General features: G+C 67.4%; 20 protein-coding genes. 7 read left to right on the top strand and 13 right to left on the bottom strand.

The genetic code is table 11. The features are described from left to right. Nucleotides 1-100 precede the first annotated feature (100 nt). Nucleotides 101-2,446, top strand: a complete 2,346-nt coding sequence (gene metE / locus J2W23_RS02360) for a 5-methyltetrahydropteroyltriglutamate--homocysteine S-methyltransferase (protein WP_307647543.1) — start codon at nt 101-103, stop codon at nt 2,444-2,446. A gap of 36 nt (nt 2,447-2,482) precedes the next feature. Beyond that, a complete protein-coding gene (locus J2W23_RS02355; RefSeq protein ID WP_307647542.1) occupies nt 2,483-3,334 on the top strand; it encodes a hypothetical protein in 852 nt (283 codons plus the stop codon). On the opposite strand, the gene J2W23_RS02350 is transcribed toward J2W23_RS02355, so the two are convergent. Then, nucleotides 3,276-4,787: a short-chain fatty acyl-CoA regulator family protein gene (locus J2W23_RS02350; protein WP_307647541.1), complete on the bottom strand. Its 1,512-nt coding sequence runs from the start codon at nt 4,785-4,787 to the stop codon at nt 3,276-3,278. The two genes, J2W23_RS02355 and J2W23_RS02350, sit on opposite strands and share 59 nt — an antisense overlap. Before the next feature lie 250 nt (nt 4,788-5,037). Between J2W23_RS02350 and J2W23_RS02345 the strand changes: the two genes are divergently transcribed. Both J2W23_RS02345 and J2W23_RS02340 read left to right on the top strand, forming a co-directional pair. Next, nucleotides 5,038-6,006 carry a tripartite tricarboxylate transporter substrate binding protein gene (locus J2W23_RS02345; RefSeq protein WP_373423864.1) on the top strand — a complete coding sequence of 323 codons (969 nt, stop codon included), beginning with the start codon at nt 5,038-5,040 and terminating at the stop codon, nt 6,004-6,006. 269 nt (nt 6,007-6,275) lie between these two features. After that, the gene (locus J2W23_RS02340; RefSeq protein WP_176658179.1) at nt 6,276-6,626 is read left to right on the top strand and encodes an alpha/beta hydrolase; all 351 of its coding nucleotides are present in this window, start codon (nt 6,276-6,278) and stop codon (nt 6,624-6,626) included. An 88-nt stretch (nt 6,627-6,714) separates the two neighbouring features. Here the strand turns inward: J2W23_RS02340 and J2W23_RS02335 are convergent, their stop codons facing one another. After that, nucleotides 6,715-7,290, bottom strand: coding sequence for a DNA-3-methyladenine glycosylase I (locus tag J2W23_RS02335; RefSeq protein WP_307647540.1), 576 nt, complete (start codon nt 7,288-7,290; stop codon nt 6,715-6,717). Nucleotides 7,291-7,350: 60 nt separating this feature from the next. Here J2W23_RS02335 and J2W23_RS02330 point away from each other — a divergent pair, with 60 nt between their 5' ends. Together J2W23_RS02330 and J2W23_RS02325 are read left to right on the top strand one after the other, a co-directional pair. After that, nucleotides 7,351-9,090: a dipeptidase gene (locus J2W23_RS02330; protein WP_307647539.1), complete on the top strand. Its 1,740-nt coding sequence runs from the start codon at nt 7,351-7,353 to the stop codon at nt 9,088-9,090. Between the two features lie 138 nt (nt 9,091-9,228). Beyond that, a complete protein-coding gene (locus J2W23_RS02325) occupies nt 9,229-10,974 on the top strand; it encodes a dipeptidase (RefSeq protein ID WP_307647538.1) in 1,746 nt (581 codons plus the stop codon). Here J2W23_RS02325 and J2W23_RS02320 read toward each other — a convergent pair. The 10 genes from J2W23_RS02320 to J2W23_RS02275 form a co-directional block, all read right to left on the bottom strand. Then, entirely contained in the window at nt 10,928-11,446 is a 519-nt protein-coding gene (locus J2W23_RS02320) for a MerR family DNA-binding protein (protein WP_307647537.1), read from the bottom strand. The two genes, J2W23_RS02325 and J2W23_RS02320, sit on opposite strands and share 47 nt — an antisense overlap. A gap of 127 nt (nt 11,447-11,573) precedes the next feature. Continuing rightward, the gene (locus J2W23_RS02315) at nt 11,574-11,891 is read right to left on the bottom strand and encodes a chaperone modulator CbpM (RefSeq protein ID WP_176658174.1); all 318 of its coding nucleotides are present in this window, start codon (nt 11,889-11,891) and stop codon (nt 11,574-11,576) included. 2 nt (nt 11,892-11,893) lie between these two features. Continuing rightward, nucleotides 11,894-12,856: a DnaJ C-terminal domain-containing protein gene (locus J2W23_RS02310; protein WP_176658173.1), complete on the bottom strand. Its 963-nt coding sequence runs from the start codon at nt 12,854-12,856 to the stop codon at nt 11,894-11,896. A gap of 41 nt (nt 12,857-12,897) precedes the next feature. Further along, entirely contained in the window at nt 12,898-13,539 is a 642-nt protein-coding gene (locus J2W23_RS02305; protein ID WP_176658172.1) for a histidine phosphatase family protein, read from the bottom strand. A gap of 16 nt (nt 13,540-13,555) precedes the next feature. Continuing rightward, nucleotides 13,556-15,952, bottom strand: coding sequence for a penicillin acylase family protein (locus tag J2W23_RS02300; RefSeq protein WP_307647536.1), 2,397 nt, complete (start codon nt 15,950-15,952; stop codon nt 13,556-13,558). Between the two features lie 99 nt (nt 15,953-16,051). Further along, on the bottom strand, nt 16,052-16,633 hold the full coding sequence (locus tag J2W23_RS02295; RefSeq protein ID WP_307647535.1) for a glutathione S-transferase family protein: 582 nt from the start codon (nt 16,631-16,633) through the stop codon (nt 16,052-16,054). Nucleotides 16,634-16,659: 26 nt separating this feature from the next. Then, nucleotides 16,660-17,298: a CDP-alcohol phosphatidyltransferase family protein gene (locus J2W23_RS02290; protein ID WP_307647533.1), complete on the bottom strand. Its 639-nt coding sequence runs from the start codon at nt 17,296-17,298 to the stop codon at nt 16,660-16,662. 165 nt (nt 17,299-17,463) lie between these two features. After that, entirely contained in the window at nt 17,464-18,204 is a 741-nt protein-coding gene (locus tag J2W23_RS02285; protein WP_307647532.1) for a glutamine amidotransferase, read from the bottom strand. Nucleotides 18,205-18,296: 92 nt separating this feature from the next. Then, nucleotides 18,297-18,833 (bottom strand): SRPBCC family protein, encoded by a 537-nt coding sequence (locus J2W23_RS02280; RefSeq protein ID WP_307647531.1) that lies wholly within the window; start codon nt 18,831-18,833, stop codon nt 18,297-18,299. 30 nt (nt 18,834-18,863) lie between these two features. Beyond that, entirely contained in the window at nt 18,864-19,202 is a 339-nt protein-coding gene (locus J2W23_RS02275) for an ArsR/SmtB family transcription factor (RefSeq protein ID WP_307647530.1), read from the bottom strand. Nucleotides 19,203-19,371: 169 nt separating this feature from the next. Here J2W23_RS02275 and bla point away from each other — a divergent pair, with 169 nt between their 5' ends. Next, complete coding sequence (gene bla, locus J2W23_RS02270; RefSeq protein ID WP_307647529.1) at nt 19,372-20,256, top strand: class A beta-lactamase; 885 nt, start codon at nt 19,372-19,374, stop codon at nt 20,254-20,256. Nucleotides 20,257-20,268: 12 nt separating this feature from the next. On the opposite strand, the gene trhA is transcribed toward bla, so the two are convergent. Further along, nucleotides 20,269-20,901 carry a PAQR family membrane homeostasis protein TrhA gene (gene trhA, locus J2W23_RS02265; protein ID WP_307647528.1) on the bottom strand — a complete coding sequence of 211 codons (633 nt, stop codon included), beginning with the start codon at nt 20,899-20,901 and terminating at the stop codon, nt 20,269-20,271. Between the last annotated feature and the right edge of the window lie 5 nt (nt 20,902-20,906).

Genomic DNA, 20,906 nt, shown 5'->3' with positions numbered 1-20,906 from the left:
AATGAGATTCAAGTGAATGGGCAAAACGTTTCGTTTGAATCATAGACCCCAAACGCCGACCATTGCGGATTCCCAAGATTCAAGCGACCGAATACCTGCAATGACCACCCGTACCCACACCCTCGGCTTTCCGCGCATGGGCGCCAACCGTGAACTGAAGTTCGCACTCGAAAAGCACTGGCGGGGCGAGATCGACCGCACCGCGCTCGAGGCTGTCGGCGAGGAATTGCGTGGCCGTCACTGGCAGGCGCAGCGCGATGCGGGGCTCGATTTCGTGACCGTGGGCGACTTCGCCTACTACGACCACGTGGCCAACCACATCCAGCTGCTCGGCTGCGAGCCGGCGCGCTTCAACTTCTTCGGCGACGAGCCCGAACTGTCGCGCTACTTCAAGATGGCACGCGGCGTGGAGGATGAGGTGGGGCACGCGCACGACGGGAGCTGCAGCCACGGCAGCGAAGGCACCTTCGCACTGGAGATGACCAAGTGGTTCGACACCAACTACCACTATCTCGTGCCCGAGTTCAATGCGGCCACGCAGTTCAAGCTGGCCTCCACGCGGCTCTTCGACGAGGTGGCACAGGCGCAGCAGGCCGGGCATGCGGTCAAGGCCGTGCTGCTCGGGCCGCTGAGCTTCCTGTACCTGGGCAAGGAGAAAGCAGCGGGCTTCGACCGCTTCTCGCTGCTCGATTCGCTGCTGCCCGTGTACGAGCAGGTGCTCACGCGCCTGAAGCAGCAGGGCGTGGAGTGGGTGCAGGTCGACGAGCCCATCCTCGGCCTGGACCTGCCCGATGCCTGGCGCAATGCGTTCGAGCGCGTCTACTGGCAGCTCGCACGCAGCGCGCCCAAGCTGTTGCTGGCGACGTATTTCTCGCCGCTCTCCGACAACCTGCGCCTGGCCTGCCAGCTTCCGGTTGCCGGCCTGCATGTGGACGCGGTGCGTTCGCCGCAGGAATTGACCGGCGTGGCCGATTGGCTCCCGGCGCACAAGGTGCTGTCGGTGGGCATCGTCGATGGCCGCAACATCTGGCGGACCGACGCCGATGCCGCGCTCGCCACGCTGCGCCCGGTGGTCGACAAGAACCGCGGCGAGCTGTGGATCGCGCCGTCGTGCTCGCTGCTGCATGTGCCGTTCAGCCTCGCGGCCGAGACGAAGCTCGATGCCGAGCTCAAGTCGTGGCTTGCGTTCGCCGTTGAAAAGCTCGATGAGCTGCGCGTGCTGCGTGCAGTGCTCGATGGTGGTGAAGCGTCCGTGGTGAGCGAGCTCGAGACTGCCCGTGCTGCTGTCTCCGCTCGCCGCGCCAGCCCGCGCGTGCACCGTGCCGACGTGGCGCTGCGCCTTGCGCGCAGCGTGGCCGGCGACGACGCCCGCACTTCGGTCTTCCCGCAGCGTCAGTCGGTGCAACGCGCTCGCTTCGCATTGCCCGCGCTGCCGACCACCACCATCGGTTCGTTCCCGCAGACCGCCGACATCCGCGCCGCGCGCGCCGCCTTCAAGCGCGGCGAGCTCGATGCAGCCGGCTACCGCGAGAAGATGCGCGCCGAGATCGCACTGGCCGTGCGCAAGCAAGAAGAGCTGGGTATCGACGTGCTGGTGCACGGCGAGGCCGAGCGCAACGACATGGTCGAGTACTTCGGCGAACAGCTCGACGGCTTCGCCTTCACCGCCAACGGCTGGGTGCAGTCGTATGGCTCGCGCTGCGTGAAGCCGCCGGTGATCTTCGGCGACGTCGCGCGCCCGGCGGCGATGACGGTCGAATGGACCGCCTACGCGCAGAGCCTCACCAAGCTGCCGATGAAGGGCATGCTGACCGGCCCGGTCACGATCCTGCAGTGGTCCTTCGTGCGCGACGACCAGCCGCGCGCCACCACCTGCGAACAGATCGCCTGGGCGATCCGCGACGAGGTGGTGGACCTCGAAGGCGCGGGCATCGGCATCATCCAGATCGACGAACCCGCGATCCGCGAAGGCCTGCCGCTGCGCCGCGCGGGCTGGCCCGCGTACCTGAAGTCGGCCACGCGCGCCTTCCGCATCAGCGCCTCGGGCGTGCGCGACGAGACGCAGATCCACACGCACATGTGCTATTCGGAGTTCAACGACATCCTGCCGGAGATCGCGGCAATGGACGCCGACGTGATCACCATCGAGACCAGCCGCTCGGACATGGAACTGCTGCGCGGTTTCGGTGGCGAGAACAACTCGGGCGGCTTCCGCTATCCGAACGAGATCGGCCCGGGCGTGTACGACATCCACTCGCCGCGCGTGCCCTCGGTGGACGAGATCGTGCGGCTGATGCGCAAGGCCGCGGTCGTGGTGCCGCACGAGAACCTCTGGATCAACCCCGACTGCGGCTTGAAGACCCGTAGCTGGCGGGAAACCGAGGCGGCGCTGTCGAACATGGTCACTGCCGCGAAGCTGCTGCGCAAGGAACTGGCGGCGGCTTGAAGCAGGGCGGTCGTGACGCGCGCCAATAATGGCGCCATGACCGTCTCCTCTCTCGCCGCCAAACGTTTTACCTTCGTCCTTGCGTTGCTGCTCGCGCCAGCCGTGGCCTGGGCGCAGGACCGCGCCCAGGCCCTGATGCAGTTCGAAGGTGTGCAGGCACGCTACCAGGCCGCTTATGCGCCCGGCGCCGTGTCGCGCGATGCGCGGCAACTGCTGGATCCGCCGGACCAGGCCATCGCCGACAAAGCGCTCGCGGCGCTGGATACGGCCGCATCGCGATCATTCGACGTCAAGGCTTCCGTGGCTGCGATCCAGCAGGAGGTGGCCACTGCCGGAAAGGGTGGCGCCGCACCGAGCGCGCAGGTGCTGGAGGCGGTGGCGCGTCTCGCCAAGCTGCGCGCCGACTACGCCGCGATGGACGATGCAGCCAAGGTCGAGTTCTTCAACCGCGAGCGCGCGAAGCCGGCCGATCCGGCGCGAACCGAATTGCTCGAGCGCATGGCGGTGGCCGACACGCGCGAAGTCGATTTCTCCAGCCAGCTCTTGCTGAGTTCCGTCGTCAAGCAGCTGGCCCGCGGCAATGCCGGCCAGTTCACCTCGTTGCCTGATCGCACGCTCGACATGGCGGTCGACACGCTGTGGTCGCGCGGCATCACCTCGCCGCGTCCGCGCAACCTGTTGACGGTGGCTCGGGAGTTCGAGAAGCAGGTCACGCAGGCGCTGCTCGCGGCATTGCCCGATGCGGATGTGGCGGCCTTGCTCGCCTGGCGCAATGACCCGCAGGCGGCGGCCGAGCGAGAGGCGCTGGTGGGCGCCTATCGCGCCGAGGTCAAGGGGAGCGGCGCCGTGGCGATCCGGACGCTGGTGCGCGGCTGGCCCCGCTCTTGAGCACCGCGCGCGCGGCGCCGTATTTGTCGGGCGCCGCGGCGTAGGGCATGAAGCGGCTCTGGTTCTCGTCCACATCGAGCGGCCGGCCGACAAACGGAAAGGCGCGCTGCGGGCAGGCCTCGCGCTCGCACACCTTGCAGCCCGCGCCGATGGGTGTCGGCACCTCGGGGTCGCGCAGGTCCATGCCCTTGGAGTAGACGAGCCGCGTGGCGTGGCTGATGTCGCAGCCCAGGCCGATCGAGAAGGTCTTGTTGGGCGAACCGTAGCCGCGAAAGCCGTGCGACACGGTGCGCGCGATCCAGAGGTAGGCGCGGCCGTCGGGCATGCGCGCGAGTTGCGTCAGCACGCGGCCCGGTTGCGCGAACGCCTCGTACACGTTCCACAGTGGGCAGGTGCCGCCGGTCTTCGAGAAGTGGAAGTGCGTGGCCGACTGGCGCTTGGAGATGTTGCCGGCACGGTCGACGCGGATGAGGAAGAAGGGCACGCCGCGCGCCTCGGGCCGCTGCAGCGAGCTCAAGCGGTGGCAGATCGTCTCGAAGCCGACGCCGAAGCGGCGCGCGAGCTGGTCGATGTCGTAGCGCAGTTGCTCGGCTGCCTCCAGGAACACGCCGTAGGGCAGCAGCAGCGCGGCGGCGAAGTAGTTTGCGAGGCCGATGCGCGCGAGCGAACGCGCGGTGTCGCTCGACAGCGGCGCATCGGTAACCAGCGTGTCGATGACGTCGCCGACCTCGAAAAAGGCGAGTTGTGTCGCGAGCTGAAATGCGTGCTGGCCCGGCTCCAGGTGGCGCGAGAGCCTGAGCACACGCGTGGCCGGATCGAAGCGGCGTTGGGCGCCGCCTTCGTCGTCCTCGGCCGGAATCACCTGCACGCCGTGCGCTTCGAGCAGGCGGTGCGCAAGCCGGTCACCGGGGTTGCCTTCGCGCAGTCGCCACTCGGCGGAGAAAGCCTCGGCGGCGTTGTCGAGCGGGGCGATGTGGTTCTGGTGTGCGAAGAAGAAATCGCGCACCTCCTCGAAAGGCATCGGTCGCGCCTGCGGCATGCGTGCCAGATCGCCGCGGCCGTCGCCGAGTTCGCCGGCCAACGCTTCGAGGCGTTCCATCGCATCGCGGTGCCGCTGGTGCAGAGCGACCAGTGCACGGCCGACCGCAGGCATCTGCGTGGCGACCTCGCGCAACTCGGCGAGCGCGACGGCATCGCCGCCCGGGTTGTCGGCCAGCGCTTCGCGCAAGCTCGCCACGAGGCGTGCTTCCTCGTCTTCCGAGAAGGCCTGGATGTCGACGCCCAGCGTGGCGTGCAGGCGCAGCAGCACCGGCACGGTGAGGGGGCGCTGGTTCTGCTCGATCTGGTTGAGGTAGCTGGGCGACAGGCCCAGTTGCTGCGCGAGCGCGAGCTGGCTCAGGCCGCGCTCTTCGCGGAGGCTGCGCAGCCGCACGCCCATGAAGGTCTTCTTCATCGTTCGATCCGTTCTTCGAAGTCGATCTTGATTTGCAAGATTCGCAAATCTGGCGCATCGTTTTCGCAATCATTCGCCAATCAGGGACTTCATTATGGGCACGATATTGCGTAAATTGCGAATTCAGCGTCCCCTGCATGGCTGTGGCAAGTCGGCGTCGTCGATGCGCCTCGAAAGGGGGCGTGGCATCATGAAAAAAGCCCGATCCGCCGGGCTTCTTCTTCACACCGACTACAACATAGGAGACCACATGATTCCGTTCCGCTTTGCCTCTTTGGCCATGGCGCTCGCGGCCTCGCTGCTCGCCCAGGCCGCCGCTGCGCAGGCGTGGCCGACCAAGCCCATCCGCCTCGTCGTTCCGTTCTCGGCCGGCGGTGCCAATGACCTCATGGCGCGCGCCGCAGCCGAAGGGGCATCCAAGCAGCTTGGACAACCCGTCGTTGTCGACAACAAGCCCGGTGCGGGCGCCATCCTCGGTGCCGACGTGGTCGCCAAGAGCGCGCCCGATGGCTACACCTTTCTCGTGAGCGCTGCGGGCGTCGTGTCGAACAGCATGATCAAGAAGAACATGCCGTACAAGGACGACGCGCTGGTGCCGGTGGCCATGATCGCGCTCGCGCCCTCGGTGGTGGTGGTGCCGGCCAATGCACCCTACAAGGACCTGAAGGAGTTCGTGGCGGCATCGAAAAAATCGGCCAATGGCTTCCACTGGGCGACAGCCGGCACCGGCAGCACGCCGCATTTCGTCGAAGGCATCCTGCAGACGAAGTACGGCGGCAAGCTCGATGTGGTGCCCTACAAAAGCGGTTCCGAATCGATCACGGCAGTGCTCGGCAACCAGGTGGAGGCAACGTCGGAGGCCAGCATCGTGGTGCTGCCGTATATCAAGAGCGGCAAGTTGAAGGCGCTTGCGGGCACGTGGACGCAGCGCATCTCGGCGTATCCCGACTTGCCGACCGCGGCCGAGGAGGGCTTCCCCGAGATCCGCATCGCGCATTGGGCCGGCGTGCACGCGCCGCGCGGCACGCCCGATGCCATCCTCGACAAGATGGCCGCGGCCATCGACACCGCAATGAAGACGCCGGCCACGGCCGAACACTTGAAGGGCATGGGCATCGAGCCCATCGGCGGCACGCGCGCCTCGTTCACCAAGTTCGTCGACGAAGAGCGAACGCGTCTCGGCGGCGTGGTGAAGGCAACGGGCATGAAAGAAGACTAGACCGGCTGGGCGGTTGCTGGCACGCAACGTGCAACGACCTTTGCGGCGCGGCGCTTTGTTGGCATGCCATTGCTTGACGAATTAGAGGAAAAGTACGCAGACTAGCCGGGTTTTCAGCGATGGAGCGGGCAGTTGGCTTAGCCTCGTCACAAAGTTCCCGTCCATTGTTTCAGTTTCATGAACACTGCGATTCAATTGAGTAGGGTTTTCCCTCGGAATCGTGGTGCAAACTTCGGGGCACCCAAAGCCCAATCAAGAAGGAAATTGAAATGAAGACCTCGAACATCCTCGCCGCCGCCGCTCTCTCCCTGCTCGCCGCTGCTGGCGCCCATGCAGAAACCTATGAAGGCGTGCAACCCCTGACCTCCGGCTACAGCCGCGCCGACGTGGCGCCCCAGGCTGCCGCCGCCGCCCGCGCCGGCAACGAATACAGCGACGCTGCGTCGTCCACCGTCGCTCCGACGCTGACCGCTTCGACCACCGACCGCGCCACCGTTCGCGCCCAGGCTGTCGCCGCGGCACACGCACCGGGCCAGAACCTGCGCCCCGAAACCTTCGCTGGCAGCGTGATCCCCGCGCAAGCGAAGAGCCTGAGCTTCACGCGTCAAGCCGGCCTGTAATTCGTGGCGGCGCAAGCCGCTTCAGGTCACAAGCCAAAAAGAGAACCGGACCGTGCGAAAGCGCGGTCCGGTTTTTTTTATTGGGCGCTTATTTCTTCTTCGATCCATGCCGGTGGCAATCCGGCGCGTGGTCATCCACGATGCCGGTCGCCTGCATCCACGCGTAGACGATCACCGGCCCGACGAACTTGAAGCCGCGTTTCTTGAGCGCCTTCGAAATCTCTTCTGACAGCGGCGTCTGCGTTGGCACCTTGCCGGTCTTGTTGACGATGGGTTTGCCGCCCGCCATGCCCCAGATGAACTCCGAGAAATCCTCGCCCGCCGCCTGCATCGCGAGGTAAGCGCGCGCGTTGCCGATGGTGGCCTCGATCTTGGCCCGCGCACGCACGATGCCCGCGTCCTGCATCAGCCGCTCGACATCGTCGCCAGTGAATTTGGCTACCTTCTCGGGCACGAAGCCCTTGAAGGCCTTGCGGAACGCATCGCGCTTGCGCAGGATGGTGATCCACGCGAGACCGGCCTGGAAGCCGTCGAGCATCAGCTTTTCCCACAGCGCGCGGCTGTCGTATTCGGGCACGCCCCATTCGGCGTCGTGGTAGTCGGCCAGCAGCGGGTCGGTCTGGGCCCAGGCGCAGCGGGTTTTTGTGGCGGTGGTGCTGTTCATTGTTCGGTGTGTCGCTCGGCTATCGTCGGGAGATGTTTTCAGAATGGGGGAGTCACCCTGATGCAGCAATTTCGATTTTCATTGTCGGCCCTTTCGCTGGGCATGGTGCTCGGTCTCGGTGCACCGGCTTTCGCCGAAACGCTCCAGAAGCCGGCGCTCGACCAGTTGGCCGCAGCATGGAAAAGCAACGGCAAGGCGCCCGCCGATTTCAATGCTTTCATCACTCAGGCCGAGAAGGCCAATCCCGAATTGAAATCTGCCGTAGCCGCCTACCGCAAGAAGGCGACGCTGGCGGGCGACGATCTCACCAACACCGCGCGCCTGCTCGGCCTCTACAACCGCCTGCAGAACCAGGAGGCCGTGATCGCGAGCATCGGCACGATGGTGGCGATTCCCACGGTGCGCAACGTGCAGGTGCCGCCGCACGAGAGCCCGCAGATCATCGAGTTCGGCAAGCTGGTGGAGAAGATGGCGAAGGACTTCGGCCTCGCCTTTCGCAATGTCGACAACCGCATCTTCGAGGTCAGCCTCAAGGGCAGGGGCAGCGAGGAGTTCGGCATCCTCACGCACGCCGACGTGGTGCCCGCGGTGCTCTCCGAATGGGTGCTCGACGACGGCACGAAGCTCGATCCCTTCACGATGACCCGCGTGGGCGACTACCTCTATGGCCGCGGCACCATCGACGACAAGGGCTCCATCGCCGCCGTGCTCTACGCGATGAAGACGGTGAAGGACAGTGGCCTGCCCATGGACCGCAGCATCCGCCTGATGATCGAGACCACCGAGGAAACGGGCGGCGATGCGATGGTGTACTACCGCAGCAAGACGCAGCTGCCGGCCTACAACATCGTGCTCGACAGCAAGTACCCCGCGGTCGTCGCGGAGAAGGGATCGGGGGCGCTCAAGGTGTTCTTCCCCGCGGAGACAACGGACGCCGCATCGACCGCGATCACCGCGATGAGCGGTGCCGCATCGGCGAATGCGATCTCGCAGACCGCGACCGCCACGCTCAAGGGTGGCGACCTCGCCGCAGTGGCCGCGAAGCTCGAAGCGGCCAAGCCTGCTTTCCTGCAGAAATACGAACCGCAAGGCGGCAAGTTCGCGATCGACATCGCACGCGGCGCCGACGGCATCGACATCAAGGTCACCGGCACCTCGGCCCACGGCTCGCGGCCGGAAGAGGGCGTGAACCCGCTGCCGCGCCTTGCGCTCTTCCTGCAGGAATCGGGCGCGCCGCTCGCCGCCAACCACTACCTGAAGGCCGCCAAGTACATCGACGCACTCTACGGCACCGGCTACCTCGGCGAGAAAATGGGCCTGGGCTACAAGGACGATTTCATGGGACCGCTGACCTTCTCGCCCAACCTCATCCGGATGGGCACCGACGGCAGGCTCGAGACGACGACCAACGTGCGCATGCCGCGCGGCCGCACGCCCGACGAGCTGAAGTCGCAGGTGGCGGCCAAGGTCAATGCGTGGGCCGCAGCGAGCCAGGTGAAGCTCGACGTCAACTACGACCAGGGCAACTGGATGGCCCGCGACCCCAAGGGCGCATGGCTCTCGACGCTGCTCGACATCTACGGCAGCACCACCGGCCTCGAAGCCAAGCCCGTGCCCACCGCGGGCAGCACGACGGCCAAGCTCATGCCCAACGCGATCAACTTCGGCCCCGCGATGCCCGGCAAGAAATACACCGCGCACAACGCCAAGGAATACAAGGAAGTGCCAGACCTCGACGCCGACATGCAGATGTTCACCGAGATGCTGGTGCGCATCGGCAACCTGCAGCAGATGCAGTGATGGCGCGCGGTCTGCAAACCTAAAGCCGCACCTTGCGGCTCATTCGCTACGTTTCTTCGTAGCGCGATGCGGCATGCCGAAAGCATGGCTCGGGTTATCGTCGAAGGCTCCATTTTTCGTGAACAGGGAGTCACTTTCATGCAGCAATTTCGCGTCTCGTTGTCGGTCCTTACCATGGGCTTGATGGCAGCAGGCCTCACCGCACCGGCCTTTGCAGAAACGCTCAAGAAACCCGCGCTCGACCAGTTGGCAGCGGCCTGGCAAGGCGGCAAGACCGCCTCCAGTTTCAATGCCTTCCTCACCCAGGCCGAGAAGGCCAACCCCGCGCTGAAGTCCGCTGTGGCGGCCTACCGCAAGAAGGCGACGCTGGCGGGCGACGACCTCACCAACATCGGGCGTTTGCTCGGCCTCTACAACCGCCTGCACAACCAGAAGGCGGTGATCGCGAGCCTCGGTGCCATGGTCGCTCTGCCGACCGCGCGCAATGTGCAGATTCCGCCGCACGAGAACCCGGCGATCATCGATTTCGGCAAGCTGGTCGAGAAGATGTCGAAGAACTTCGGGCTCGCGTACCGCAACGTCGACAACCGCATCTTCGAAGTCAGCCTGAAGGGCAAGGGTACCGAAGAGTTCGGCATCCTCACCCATTCGGACGTGGTGCCCGCGGTGCTCTCCGAGTGGGTGCTCGACGACGGCACGAAGCTCGATCCCTTCACCATGCAGCGCGTGGGCGACCGCCTCTACGGCCGCGGCACCATCGACGACAAGGGCTCCATCGCGGCCGTGCTCTACGCGATGAAGACGGTGAAGGAAAGCGGCATCCCGATCCAGCGCACCATGCGCCTGATGATCGAGACCACCGAGGAAACCGGCGGCGATGCGATGGAGTACTACCGCGGCAAGACGAAGCTGCCCGAATACAACATCGTGCTCGACAGCGGCTACCCGGCCGTCGTGGCCGAGAAGGGCGCGGGCTCGCTGAGCGTGTTCTTCCCCGCCGAAAAAACCGATGGCACGCTCACCGCGATCACCGACATGGGCGCGGCCGCCGCGGTCAACGCGATTTCGCAGACCGCCACCGCCACGCTCAAGGGCGGCGATCTTGCCGCCGCACAGGCCAAGCTCGAAGCAGCGAAGGCCGCCTTCCTGCAGAAATACGAACCGCAGGGCAAGTTCGCGATCGCCGTCACGCGCAAGAGCGACAACGGCGACAGCATCGACATCAAGGTCACCGGCACCTCGGCCCACGGCTCGGAGCCCCAGAACGGGGTGAACCCGCTGCCGCGCCTGGGCCTGTTCCTGCAGGAGTCGGGCATTGCGCTGGCCGACAACCAGTTCCTGAAGGCGATCAAGTACATCGACGCGCTCTACGGCACCGGCTACCTCGGCGAGAAGATGGGCGTGGGCTACAAGGACGACTTCATGGGCCCGCTGACGTTCTCGCCCAACCTGATCCGCACCGGCGCCGACGGCCGGCTGGTCATGGCGGTGAACACGCGCATGCCGCGCGGCCGCACGCCCGAGGAGCTGAAGGCGCAGGTGGAAGCCAAGATCAACGAGTGGGCGGCGGCGAACAAGGCCAAGGTCGAGATCAAGTACGACCAGGGCAACTGGATGGCGCGCGATCCGTCGGGCCGGTGGCTCGCGACGCTGCTCGACATCTACGGCGACACCACCGGCCTCGAGGCCAAGCCCGTCTCCGCGGCCGGTGCCACCACGGCCAAGCAGATGCCCAACGCGATCAGCTTCGGCCCCGGCATGCCCGGCAAGAAGTACACGGGACACAACGCCAAGGAATACAAGGAAGTGCCCGACCTGGACGCCGACCTGCAGATGTTCACCGAGATGCTGGTGCGCATCGGCAACCTGCAGCAGATGCAGTAGCCCGCGGCGGCTTCGCCTCGCCGTGCCACTGCGAGGCGAAGCCCTTGAGTTCCAGCAGCTCGTCGAGGATGGGGCAGGCCGGCTGGTGATCGCCCCGGCACAGGTTCGCGAGGCGTTCGAGCACGCGCTTGGTTGCCTGGAGATCCTCGATGCGCGATGCCAGCGCCTCGGCCTGGCTCAGCGCCACGTGCTTGACCTCGGCACTCGTGCGGTGCTCGTTCCGCCAGAGGGCCAGCAGCGTGGCGATTTCATCCATGCCGAAACCCAATGCCAGCGCCCGGCGTGCGAAGCGCAGCACGCTGATGTGCTCCGACGTGTACCGGCGAGCGCTTGCATCGGCGTGGCCTGCGCCTTCGATCAGGCTGCGCGCCTCGCATTGACGCAGCAGCCGTTCCGAGACGCCGGCATGGGCAAGCGTCGCTTCGATGCCGAAGTGCCGGTCGGCTTCCGGGGTGTTGTCGCAAGGGTTCATGCGGCCTCCTGTTGAAGAGGCCCGAAGTCTTCGGCCTGGCACGGTGTCAAGGTCAAGCCTGCGGGCTCCTTTCCCTTGGGGACGGGAGGGCCATGCGGCCATATGCCGCGCCGGGCCGCCTGCCGGCCTAACGCAGCCCGTGCGCCTGCAGCGCGGCCTTGAGCCGCCGCACCTCGTGCTGCAGATCGAGGATCAGCGCGGCCGCATCGAGGCCCACGCCGAAGTCGCGCTCCAGCCGGCGCGCCTCGAGCGCACATTGCAGGTCGGTGCTGGAGAACTGCCAGCGCTCGGGCGGTGCGTCGGCCGTGGTGATCTGCACGATGCCGACCTCGACCAGTTGCACCACCCAGGCGGCATCGGCGCCGACGGCGTGGGCCAGTTCGTTCAGCGCGAGCGGTTGCGAGGCGCTGATGGCGGTCGCGGTTGTGACGGAAACAGTCGCCATGCTCAGACTCCCAGATGCTGGCGCGGGTTGAACGAAGAGGCCGCCTGCGCGAGTTGTTCGTAGGCCGCGCGCGCGGCGTCGCTGTCGGCGGGCGGCAGTGCGATCTCGATCAGCAGGTACAGGTCGCCGGGCGTCTTGCCCTTGAGGCCGCGGCCCTTCAGGCGCAGCTTCATGCCGCCGCGCGCATTGCGCGGCACCGTGACCTCGACCACGCCGCCGCCCGGCGTCGGCACCTGGACCTGCGCGCCGAGCGCGGCCTCGGTGGGCGTGACTGGCAGCGTCATGTAGATGTCGCGCTCTTCCACGCGGTAGAGCTTGTGCGGCGCGATGCGCACCTCGAGGTACAGGTCGCCGGCCGCTTCGCCGCCATGGCCGGGCATGCCTTGCCCCGCGAGGCGGATGAACTGGCCGGGGTGCACGCCCGACGGGATCTTCACGCTGAGCGTGCGGTTCTTCCACTGCGGGTGGCCTTGCGCATCGATGGTCTGCGCGCGCAGCGTGATCTCGCGCTCGGCGCCGTTGAGCGCGTCTTCCAGTGCGATCTCGATGGCCGCGTGATGGTCTTCGCCGCGTGCGCGGTAGTTCTGCCGCGCGGCACCGCGGCGCTCGGCCTCGCCGAACATCGAGGAGAAGAACTCGCTGAAGTCTGCGTGGTCGGCCGGTCCCTGGCGTGGGCCCCGGTGGAACTCGAAGCCCGAGTCCCAGCCCGGCGGCGGCTGGAAGTCGCCCTCGGGGCTGCCGCCGCGCGCCACGCGATCGGCCAGCGCGTCGTAGGCGGCGCGTTTTTCCTTGTCGCCCAGCACGTCCTTGGCCTCGTTGATCTCGCGCATGCGCTTTTCGGCGTCGGGCTCCTTGCTGACGTCGGGGTGGTACTTGCGGGCGAGCTTGCGGTAGGCCTTGCGCACCTCGTCGTCCGACGCGGTGCGCTCGATGCCCAGTGCGCTGTAGTAGTCCTTGAATTCCATGGTGGTGGTCGTTTCGATGGATGGCGTACCGGGCGGCCTGGCTAGGCCAGCGCTGATGCGCCGTCTACATGCCGCAGCAGCGGCGTTATGGCCCATGTAGGGCCGCTGCATGAAAAACGCAATGGCTGCGCGTTGCCGAGCACGGTGACGTCGATGGGCACGCCCAGCAGCGCGGCCAGCGCGTACAGCGTGCCGCCGTGCGCCACCACGAGCACCGGCGCAGGTTGCTTCAGGGCCGCATCGAGCGCGGCGCGCTTGCGGGCGACGAACTGGGTGAGCGTCTCGCCGCCCTCGGGCTCGCAGGCCCAGTCGATGTTGGCCGACGAGGTGCCGATCAGCGCGCCGAAGTTGCGCTCGCGCAGCTCGGCCTGCGCGGTGGGCGTGAGCCGCAGCGCCGCGCCCACCGTGTGGGCGGTGTCGAAGGCGCGCCGTGCATCGCTGCAGACGATGGTGCGGATCGGTTCGCCCGCCAGCAGCTCGGCCGCATGCGCCGCCTGCTGCAGGCCGAGCTCGCTCAGGGGCTCGTCGACCGCCTGGAAGATGCGCAGCGCATTGCGTCCGGTCTGGCCGTGGCGCAGGAAATAGAAGTGGTCGCAAGCCGGCGAGAGCGGCTGCGCGGCGGCGATGCGGACCAGCTGATCGAGGCCGCCGGCGGGGGTGTGGGTGGGCGTGTTCTGTGACATGGGTTGGGTCGATTGCTCAGTAGGCCAGTCGAAGCGGCTGGCCTTCGCGTTGCGCCTGCACGTCCGCCGGATGGAAGGGCAGCGAGTGCCACTGCTTCGCCGCGAACAGCGGCAACTGGTCGTAAGCGCGCGGCGAGGCGAGGTCGCTGCTCTGCCCGTAGGTGAGCAGGCCCTGCGCGACCGGCCCGCGTTCGTCGAAGGTCACGACCTGCATGTAGCTGCTGCCGTAGTTGACGTTGTAGCCCTTCGGTTCGATGAGCGACTGGCCCTGCGATTCGAGCTTGTTGAGCACACCCTCGAACTCGTCGCCGCCGTGCAGCGGGATCTTCTGGCCGCGCACTTCGCGCGACTGGGGTACACCCAGCGGCACGTCGGCCGCAAAGCCCGCGGTGCGCACGATGCCGACCGCGTCGCCCAGCGCCTTGAACACCGCCTCGCGCGTGGCGGGCGTGGCCATGTCGAGGCCAGCCGGTGTCGCCACCGGTTGCGCGGGATCGAACGGCACGCGCCACACCTTCGGCAGGTCCTTGGCCTTGCGCCAGAACTCGCGGAACAGCGCGGCGCCCTTCGAATCGGCGTTGCTGGTGCGGTCCCAGGCGGAGAGCACGCGGCAGCCGAGCGCCTGGTCGGCATTCAGCGCCGCGCCGCCGGCGGCGCAGGCGGCCTGCAGGTCGTCCATGACGAGCATGCCGGCGAGGTTCTTGTCGCGAAAGATCACGCTGCGCAGCTCGGCCGCGCCCATGCGATTGCCGGGCAGGTCGTCGGTGCCGGCGAGGCGGCCTTCGATCTCCAGGATGCCGCTGCGCGTGCGCAGCCGCTGCGGCACGCCGACGGGGCCGACCAGTGGCGATACACCCGCCATCGGTGCGATGCGCGGGTTACTGAGCCAGAAGCTGTCGTTGCTGTTCTGCACGTAGTCCGGCGTGACGACGACCGGCATGCGCGCCGGCGCGATGACGCCGGGCGCGGCGGCCGTGGTGTCGCGGTTCCAGGCGCAGGCGCTGCGCGAGCCGTCGAGCACCGGCAGGCCCGTCGCGTCGAGGAGCGCCGCGGCGGCGGGCGAGGGCGCGCAGGCCTGGAGCATGTCGGCCGACACGTCGGGCACCACCGAGAGGTCGGCATACATTGCGTTGCCGTCGCGGTCGGCCGCGATGGTGTTGATCCACGGCATGCCCTGGTTGCCCATGGCGGCGCGCAACTCGGCCACATTGCGGGCGCGCGCCATGCGCATCCAGCTCTCGGCCGAGCGCACGTTGAGCGTGTTGGCATCGCGGATCGCATAGGCCTTCTGCGCGGTCCAGCCGAGGCCGGCGCGCGGCAGCGAGATGACGGGGCCCCAGTCGGTCGCATAGAAGGTGTGCTGCACCGGCGCGCCGCCGCCCGTTGCCGCGGCCGGCAGCACGACGGTGCGCGCGACCATCTTCCTGGGCTGGCCGTCGATCAGGTACACGGTCGGGTCGTTGGGGTCGAGCTTCAGTTCATAGAGCGTGAAGCGCTTGCCGGTCGACACCGTGTGGGTCCACGCCACGTCCTTGTTGAAGCCGATCGCCACCACCGGGCTCAGGCCGCCGGTGGCGCCCATCACGTCGAGCTGGCCGGGGATGGTGAGGTGCATCTGCCAGAAGCGGTTGGTGCCGTTCCATGGAAAGTGCGGATTGCCCAGCAGCAGGCCGCGTCCATCGGGCGTGGCGTTGCGGCCGAAGGCCCAGCCGTTGGAGCCGAGCTCGCCGCCTTCGGGGTTCGCGTTGAAGCTGTGGCGGCCGATCTCGGCCACGGCTTCCTTCAGGTCGACGGGCGCCGCGCCGGTCTTCACGCCGGGTGCCGGTGGAACGGCCGCCAGCACTGCACCGGCCAGCGCGCCCAGGCCGCCCTGGATCATCGACATCTCGGTGGCGCGCGACAGGTCGGCCATGGTCATCGGCCGCACCCAGGGCTTGCCGCGGCAGGCGGCGGGCAGGCCGCTGGGGCCAACGTCCTGCAGATAGCGGTTGTAGCCCGCGACGTAACCGCGCAGCGCCGCCTTCACGTCCAGGCTGGTGGCGGCCCCGGCGCGCGCGAGTGCCTCGTCGTCCATGTGATAACGGATGAACAGGTCGATCTGCGCGTTGGGCGCGCGGCCGAGCCCGATCTCCCCGGTGTTCTGCGCGCCGAGGAACTGCGAGCGCTCGCCGCGCAGCGTGAGCAGGTGTTCGGCGGTCTGGCAGACGTTGTCCTGCGCATGCGCGTAGGCGCTGCCGTAGGCCAGGCCCTCGTAGTCGGGCGCCGTGATGTGCGCAATGCCGTAGGTGGTGCGCTCGATGGTCACGCTTCGTCCGCTGGAGGGCTGGGTGCCGGCGCAGGCGCAGAGCAGGGCGACCAGGCCCAGCGAGACAGCCATCAACGGGAACCGGGAGATCGGAGCGTTCGAAGTCATGGTGCGGGCGTGTGGTTCTGAAAAGGCCTGGAAACCGGGACAGATTAGAGAGCGAGCCTCCGCCGCGCGCTGTCACGGGCGCGGCACGCCGCACGTGCCTCAGCCGAACTTCATGCCCTTGGGGCGCGCCTGCAGGCGGTTGATGTAGGCGTCCAGCTTCGGACGGTTCAGCTTGCCGCCGAAGGCGCGGTGCCAGATGAGGCAGGAACCGATCATCACGTCGGCCGCAGTGAACTGCGCGCCGAAGAGGTAGGGGCCCTCGCCGAGTTCGCGCTCGACCGCATCCTTGGCCTCCTCGAAATTCGTCCAGCCGCGCGCGCTGTTGTTGCTGCGGATCTTCATCAGGCTGTCGCCCATGGCGGGTTCGAACTGCGCGGTCGAATAGACCATCAGAGACAGATAGCGGCCGCGCTCGGGCGTGCCGATGGCGGGTGCGAGCCGCTTCCCGGGAAACTTCTCGGCGATGTACATGCAGATGGCCGCGTTCTCGAAGATGCGCGTGGGGCCGTCGACCAGCGCGGGCAGCTTGCCGGCCGGGTTGATCTTCAGGTACTCGGGGCGCTTGTGCGCCTTGTCCTTGATGAGCGTGGTCACGATTTCGTAGTCGACCTCGGCTTCGTCGAGCATCCATTTGGCGACTTGCGAGCGGCTTCGCGGATCGAAATAGAGCTTCATGGTCATGGGCGGTCTCCTTCGGCTTGAGGAAATCAGAACTTGGGAATGCGCAGGGTCTTGCTGATCATCAGCGTGCCCGAGAGCGCGAACAGCAGTGCGAGCGGATGCAGCAGCCAGGGGCCGATGGCCCAGGCCCCGCCCCAGACGGCGCTGCCGATGTGGCCCTGGGAGGCCGCATACGCCAGCACGCCCACCAGCACCACGCTGGTCGGGATCGGTGTGCCCTCGAAGAACTTCACCTTGTCCGCGCCTTCGGACAGCGCCTCGGCCGTGACGTTGTAGCGCGCGAGCCGGCTCACGCCGCAGCAGACGAAATAGATGAGGAGGACGCAGTCCCAGCCGCCGTTCAGGCCTGCCGCGAAACCCAGCGCGGCGGGTGCGACGCCGAACGAGATCACGTCGGCCAGCGAGTCGAGTTCCCGGCCGAGTGCGGAGTGCGTCTGGCGCCAGCGCGCGATGCGGCCGTCGAACACGTCGAAGATGAACGCCGCCGGCGCAAGTGCGGCCGCCCAGTAGAACTGCGCGAGCGACTGGCTTGCCATGTAGGCCATCGCCAGGAACACCGCGCCGACGCCGCAGGCCGCATTGCCGAGCGTGAAAACGTCGGCCAGGTGGAAGCCGCGGATCATCGAGAAATGCTTGCGGGCCGGGGCGGGAGAAGGTGTGGTCATGGAGAGGCTGAAAAGAACGCCGGAGGACGGGTGAGCCGCACCTTAACCGAAGCGCGCGGTGCCTTTTGTAGTCGCGCTCCGACGCCGTGTCCCGGCATGAGGGACTAGGCGCCGGCCCAGCGCGCGAACAGCACCGTTTCGCCGGTGTCGGTCTCGGCCGACGTGTCAGGCATGGCGATGCGCTTGGGCGATGCGCGCGAAGCGTCCGAGCAGCGCCGCCGCAACCGGGGTTTCGGCCACGCCGCTGCGCAGTGCGGCCGGATCGGCACCGCCGGTCTTCAGGTTGTCGGCCAGCATGTCGATGTAGCCGCGCATTGTTTCGGCGTCGAACTCGGGGTGGAACTGCACGCCCCAGGCATTGGCGCCGACGCGGAACGCCTGCACCGGCTCGTGCGCATTGCCGGCCAGCCGCACGGCGCCTTCGGGCAGGCGCAGCGCACTTTGCAGATGCACGACATGGGCCGGAAACTCGGCCGGCAGGCCCTGCAGCAGCGGGTCGATGGCGGCGGCTTCGTCGAGTGTGACGGTCACCGTGCCGATCTCGATGCCTTGCGGATGGTCGCCTGCCTCGCCGCCGAGCGCGTGCGCGAGCAATTGGTGGCCGTAGCAGATACCGAGCACGGGCGTGCCGTGCGCCACGACTTGCGCGAGCCATTCGGCGGTGCGCTCGCTCCAGGGCTCGCGGTGCGACACCATGGCATGCGAGCCGGTGATCACCACGCCCGACATCGTGTCCGGTGCGGGCAGCGTGTCGCCGCGGCGCGGATCGATCACGAGGAGGGGAAGGGCCTGCGAATCGAGGCCATCGGCGATCCAGTGCTCGAAGTCGCCGCGGCGTTCGCGCAGCCTGGCATGGGTGTCACCGAGCTTGACGATGACGAGCGGGTGAGGGCGGTGGTTGTCCATGGCCGGGATGATGCCGCACCCCGGCCCGCGAGCGCTACCGGCGCCCCGAACGCGGACAAGGTCGACGACGCCCGCCGACGCGGTGTGCGGCTTCAGAGCACATGCGCTTCGTAGGCCGCCTCCAGCTCGGAGAGGTTCGTCCAGAACCCCTGCGGCTTGCGCCCGTGCAGCACATCGTCGAGCACGTCCAGGTGCGCGTGCCAGCCGCTCGCAACGCTCACCGTTTCCTTGCGGTCCGGCAGACGGCGGTGCGTGAGCACGAGCTGCGTGCCTTCGCCCTTCGGTGAGAGTTCGAAGGTGACTTCGGAGGCGGTGTCGCTCTCGCTGCCCCAACTGATGGTCAGGAGCTTGGGTGGCTCGATGCGCACCACGCGCGACTTCTGGATGTGCGTCTTGCGATAGGCCGCGTATCGCTCGGGCGCTTCTTCGCCCGAGAGTTCGGTGTGCTGGAAGCGCAGCTCGAAAACACCGCCCGGCTTCTCGGCCATGGAGCCGCCGGCCAGCCAGGTCCTGCGCTTCTCGGGGTCGACGAGGTAGGCCCACACGCGCTCGATGGGCGCGGGCAGGAGGCGCTCCACGCGCAGGGTGGCGGGTTCGGTCTGCGTGCCGAGGCTGTGCTTGAGGGTCATGGGGGTTGTGCTCCTTGAGGGGGCGTTCGCTTACTTGCCGGATGTGTCGCGCCGCAGCTCCTCTGCCAGCGCGTCGAGATGGGTGTTCCAGAAGCCTTCGTAGTGGCGCAGCCATGCGTCGGCCGTGGCCAGCGCCGCCGGTTCGAGCCGGCAGACATGCGCCCGGCCGAGCACGGTGCGCGAGACCAGACCCGCGCGCTCCAGCGTCTTGACGTGCTTGGAGGCGCCCGCGAAGGACATGTGGAACGGCGCGCCGAGTTCGCCCACGCTGCAGTCGCCCAGGGCCAGCAGCTGCAGCATGGTGCGGCGCGTGCCGTCGGCGAGGGCATGGAATACGGCGTCGAGCCGTTCGTCATCTAGTTCAACCATGAAGTTGAATATAGACGGATTTCGGAATTCATTCAACCACTGGGTTGAATGAAAGCGCGAATCCGTTACACCCGATACACGCGAGACGCCAATGAGCCGTGGCGCCCTTGGGTTCGCACGATGGCGCTCCTACGATGAGGGCTCGTTCCAATCACTCGCCACACAACCCATGAATCCTCTCGTACATCGCCGCACCCTCTTGCTCGCTGCTTCCGTCCTCCCGCTGGCGAGCGCCTGCACTGCATGGTCCGCCAAGGGGGCGCAGCAGGATGCGTTCGCGCAACTCGCTGCGCTCGAAAGCGCATCGGGCGGGCGGCTCGGCGTCGTCGGCTTCAACACCGCCACCGGGGCGCGCGTGCAGTACCGCGCCGACGAGCGCTTTCCGTTCTGCAGCACCTTCAAGCTCGTGCTGGCCGCAGCAGTGCTCGAGCGCAGCGCGAAGGAGAGCAGCTTTCTCTCGCGCCGCGTCAACTACAGCAAGGGCGACCTGGTCACCTATTCGCCCATCACCGAGAAGAACGTCGCAACGGGCATGACGGTGGCCGAGCTGTGTGCCGCCACGGTCCAGTACAGCGACAACGGCGCAGCCAACCTGCTGATGAAGATGCTGGGCGGTCCGCCCGCGGTGACGGCCTTCGCGCGTTCGACGGGTGACGATGTCTTCAGGCTCGAGCGCTGGGAGACCGAGCTCAACACCGCCATCCCCGGCGACCTGCGCGACACCACCACGCCCGCGGCCATGGCAGCCAGCGTCGAGCGGCTGGTGCTGGGCAGCGCACTCGGCGCGGCGCAGCGCGAACAACTCAAGACCTGGCTGCTGGGCAACACCACCAGCACCGAGCGCTTCCTGGCCGGCGTGCCTGCGGGCTGGAAGGTGGGCGACAAGACGGGCTCCGGCTCGTACGGCACGACGAACGACGTCGGCGTGCTGTGGCCACCGGCCGGTGCACCGTTGGTGCTGGCGGTGTACCTGACGTTTCCGGAGAAGGATGCGAAGGGGCGCAACGATGTCGTGGCATCGGCGACGCGCATTGCGGTGGGCGCGTTGGCTTGATCCGGACGGCCGCTACAGCACGAACCACCCCACCGCCACATAGTGGCTCGCCGTCCCCGCCAGCACGAACAGGTGCCAGGCGCCGTGCGCATGTCGCAGCCCGAAGCTGTTGCGATAGAACACGGTGCCGGCGGTGTACAGCACGCCGCCGATCAGCAACCACGCGAGCCCGCCGCCTTCGAGCCGCGCCGCCAGCGGCACGGCCGCGAGCACACCGAGCCAGCCCATGCCGATGTACAGCGCGAGCGGCGGTTTCTGCGGCGCATCGGCATCGCTGCGTCTGGGCGGTCGCAGCTCGCGCCAGATGCCGTAGAACGCAGCGCCCCAGATCGTCGCGAGCAGCAGCCAGCCCCAGAACCCCTGCAGCGTCACGAGCGCGAAGGGCGTGTACGTGCCGGCGATCAGCAAATAGATCGCGCAGTGATCGGCCCGCTCCCACACGCGCTTCAGGCGCCCGCGCGTGCTGTGGAAGAGCGTCGAGGCCGCATACAGCGCCACGGCCGAAAGCGAAAAGACCAGCGCCCCCGCGATGCGCGCGGGGTCGCCGCTCGGCACGGTCTTGGCCAGCAGCAGCGCGGCTGCCGGCAACGCGAGCACCAAGCCCAGCAGGTGGCTGTATCCGTTGAATCGTTCGCCCGGATACATGCGTG

The organism is Variovorax boronicumulans, assembly GCF_030812215.1.
Lineage (GTDB): Bacteria > Pseudomonadota > Gammaproteobacteria > Burkholderiales > Burkholderiaceae_C > Variovorax > Variovorax boronicumulans_C.
This window is presented reverse-complemented; position numbering and strand designations above follow the sequence as displayed.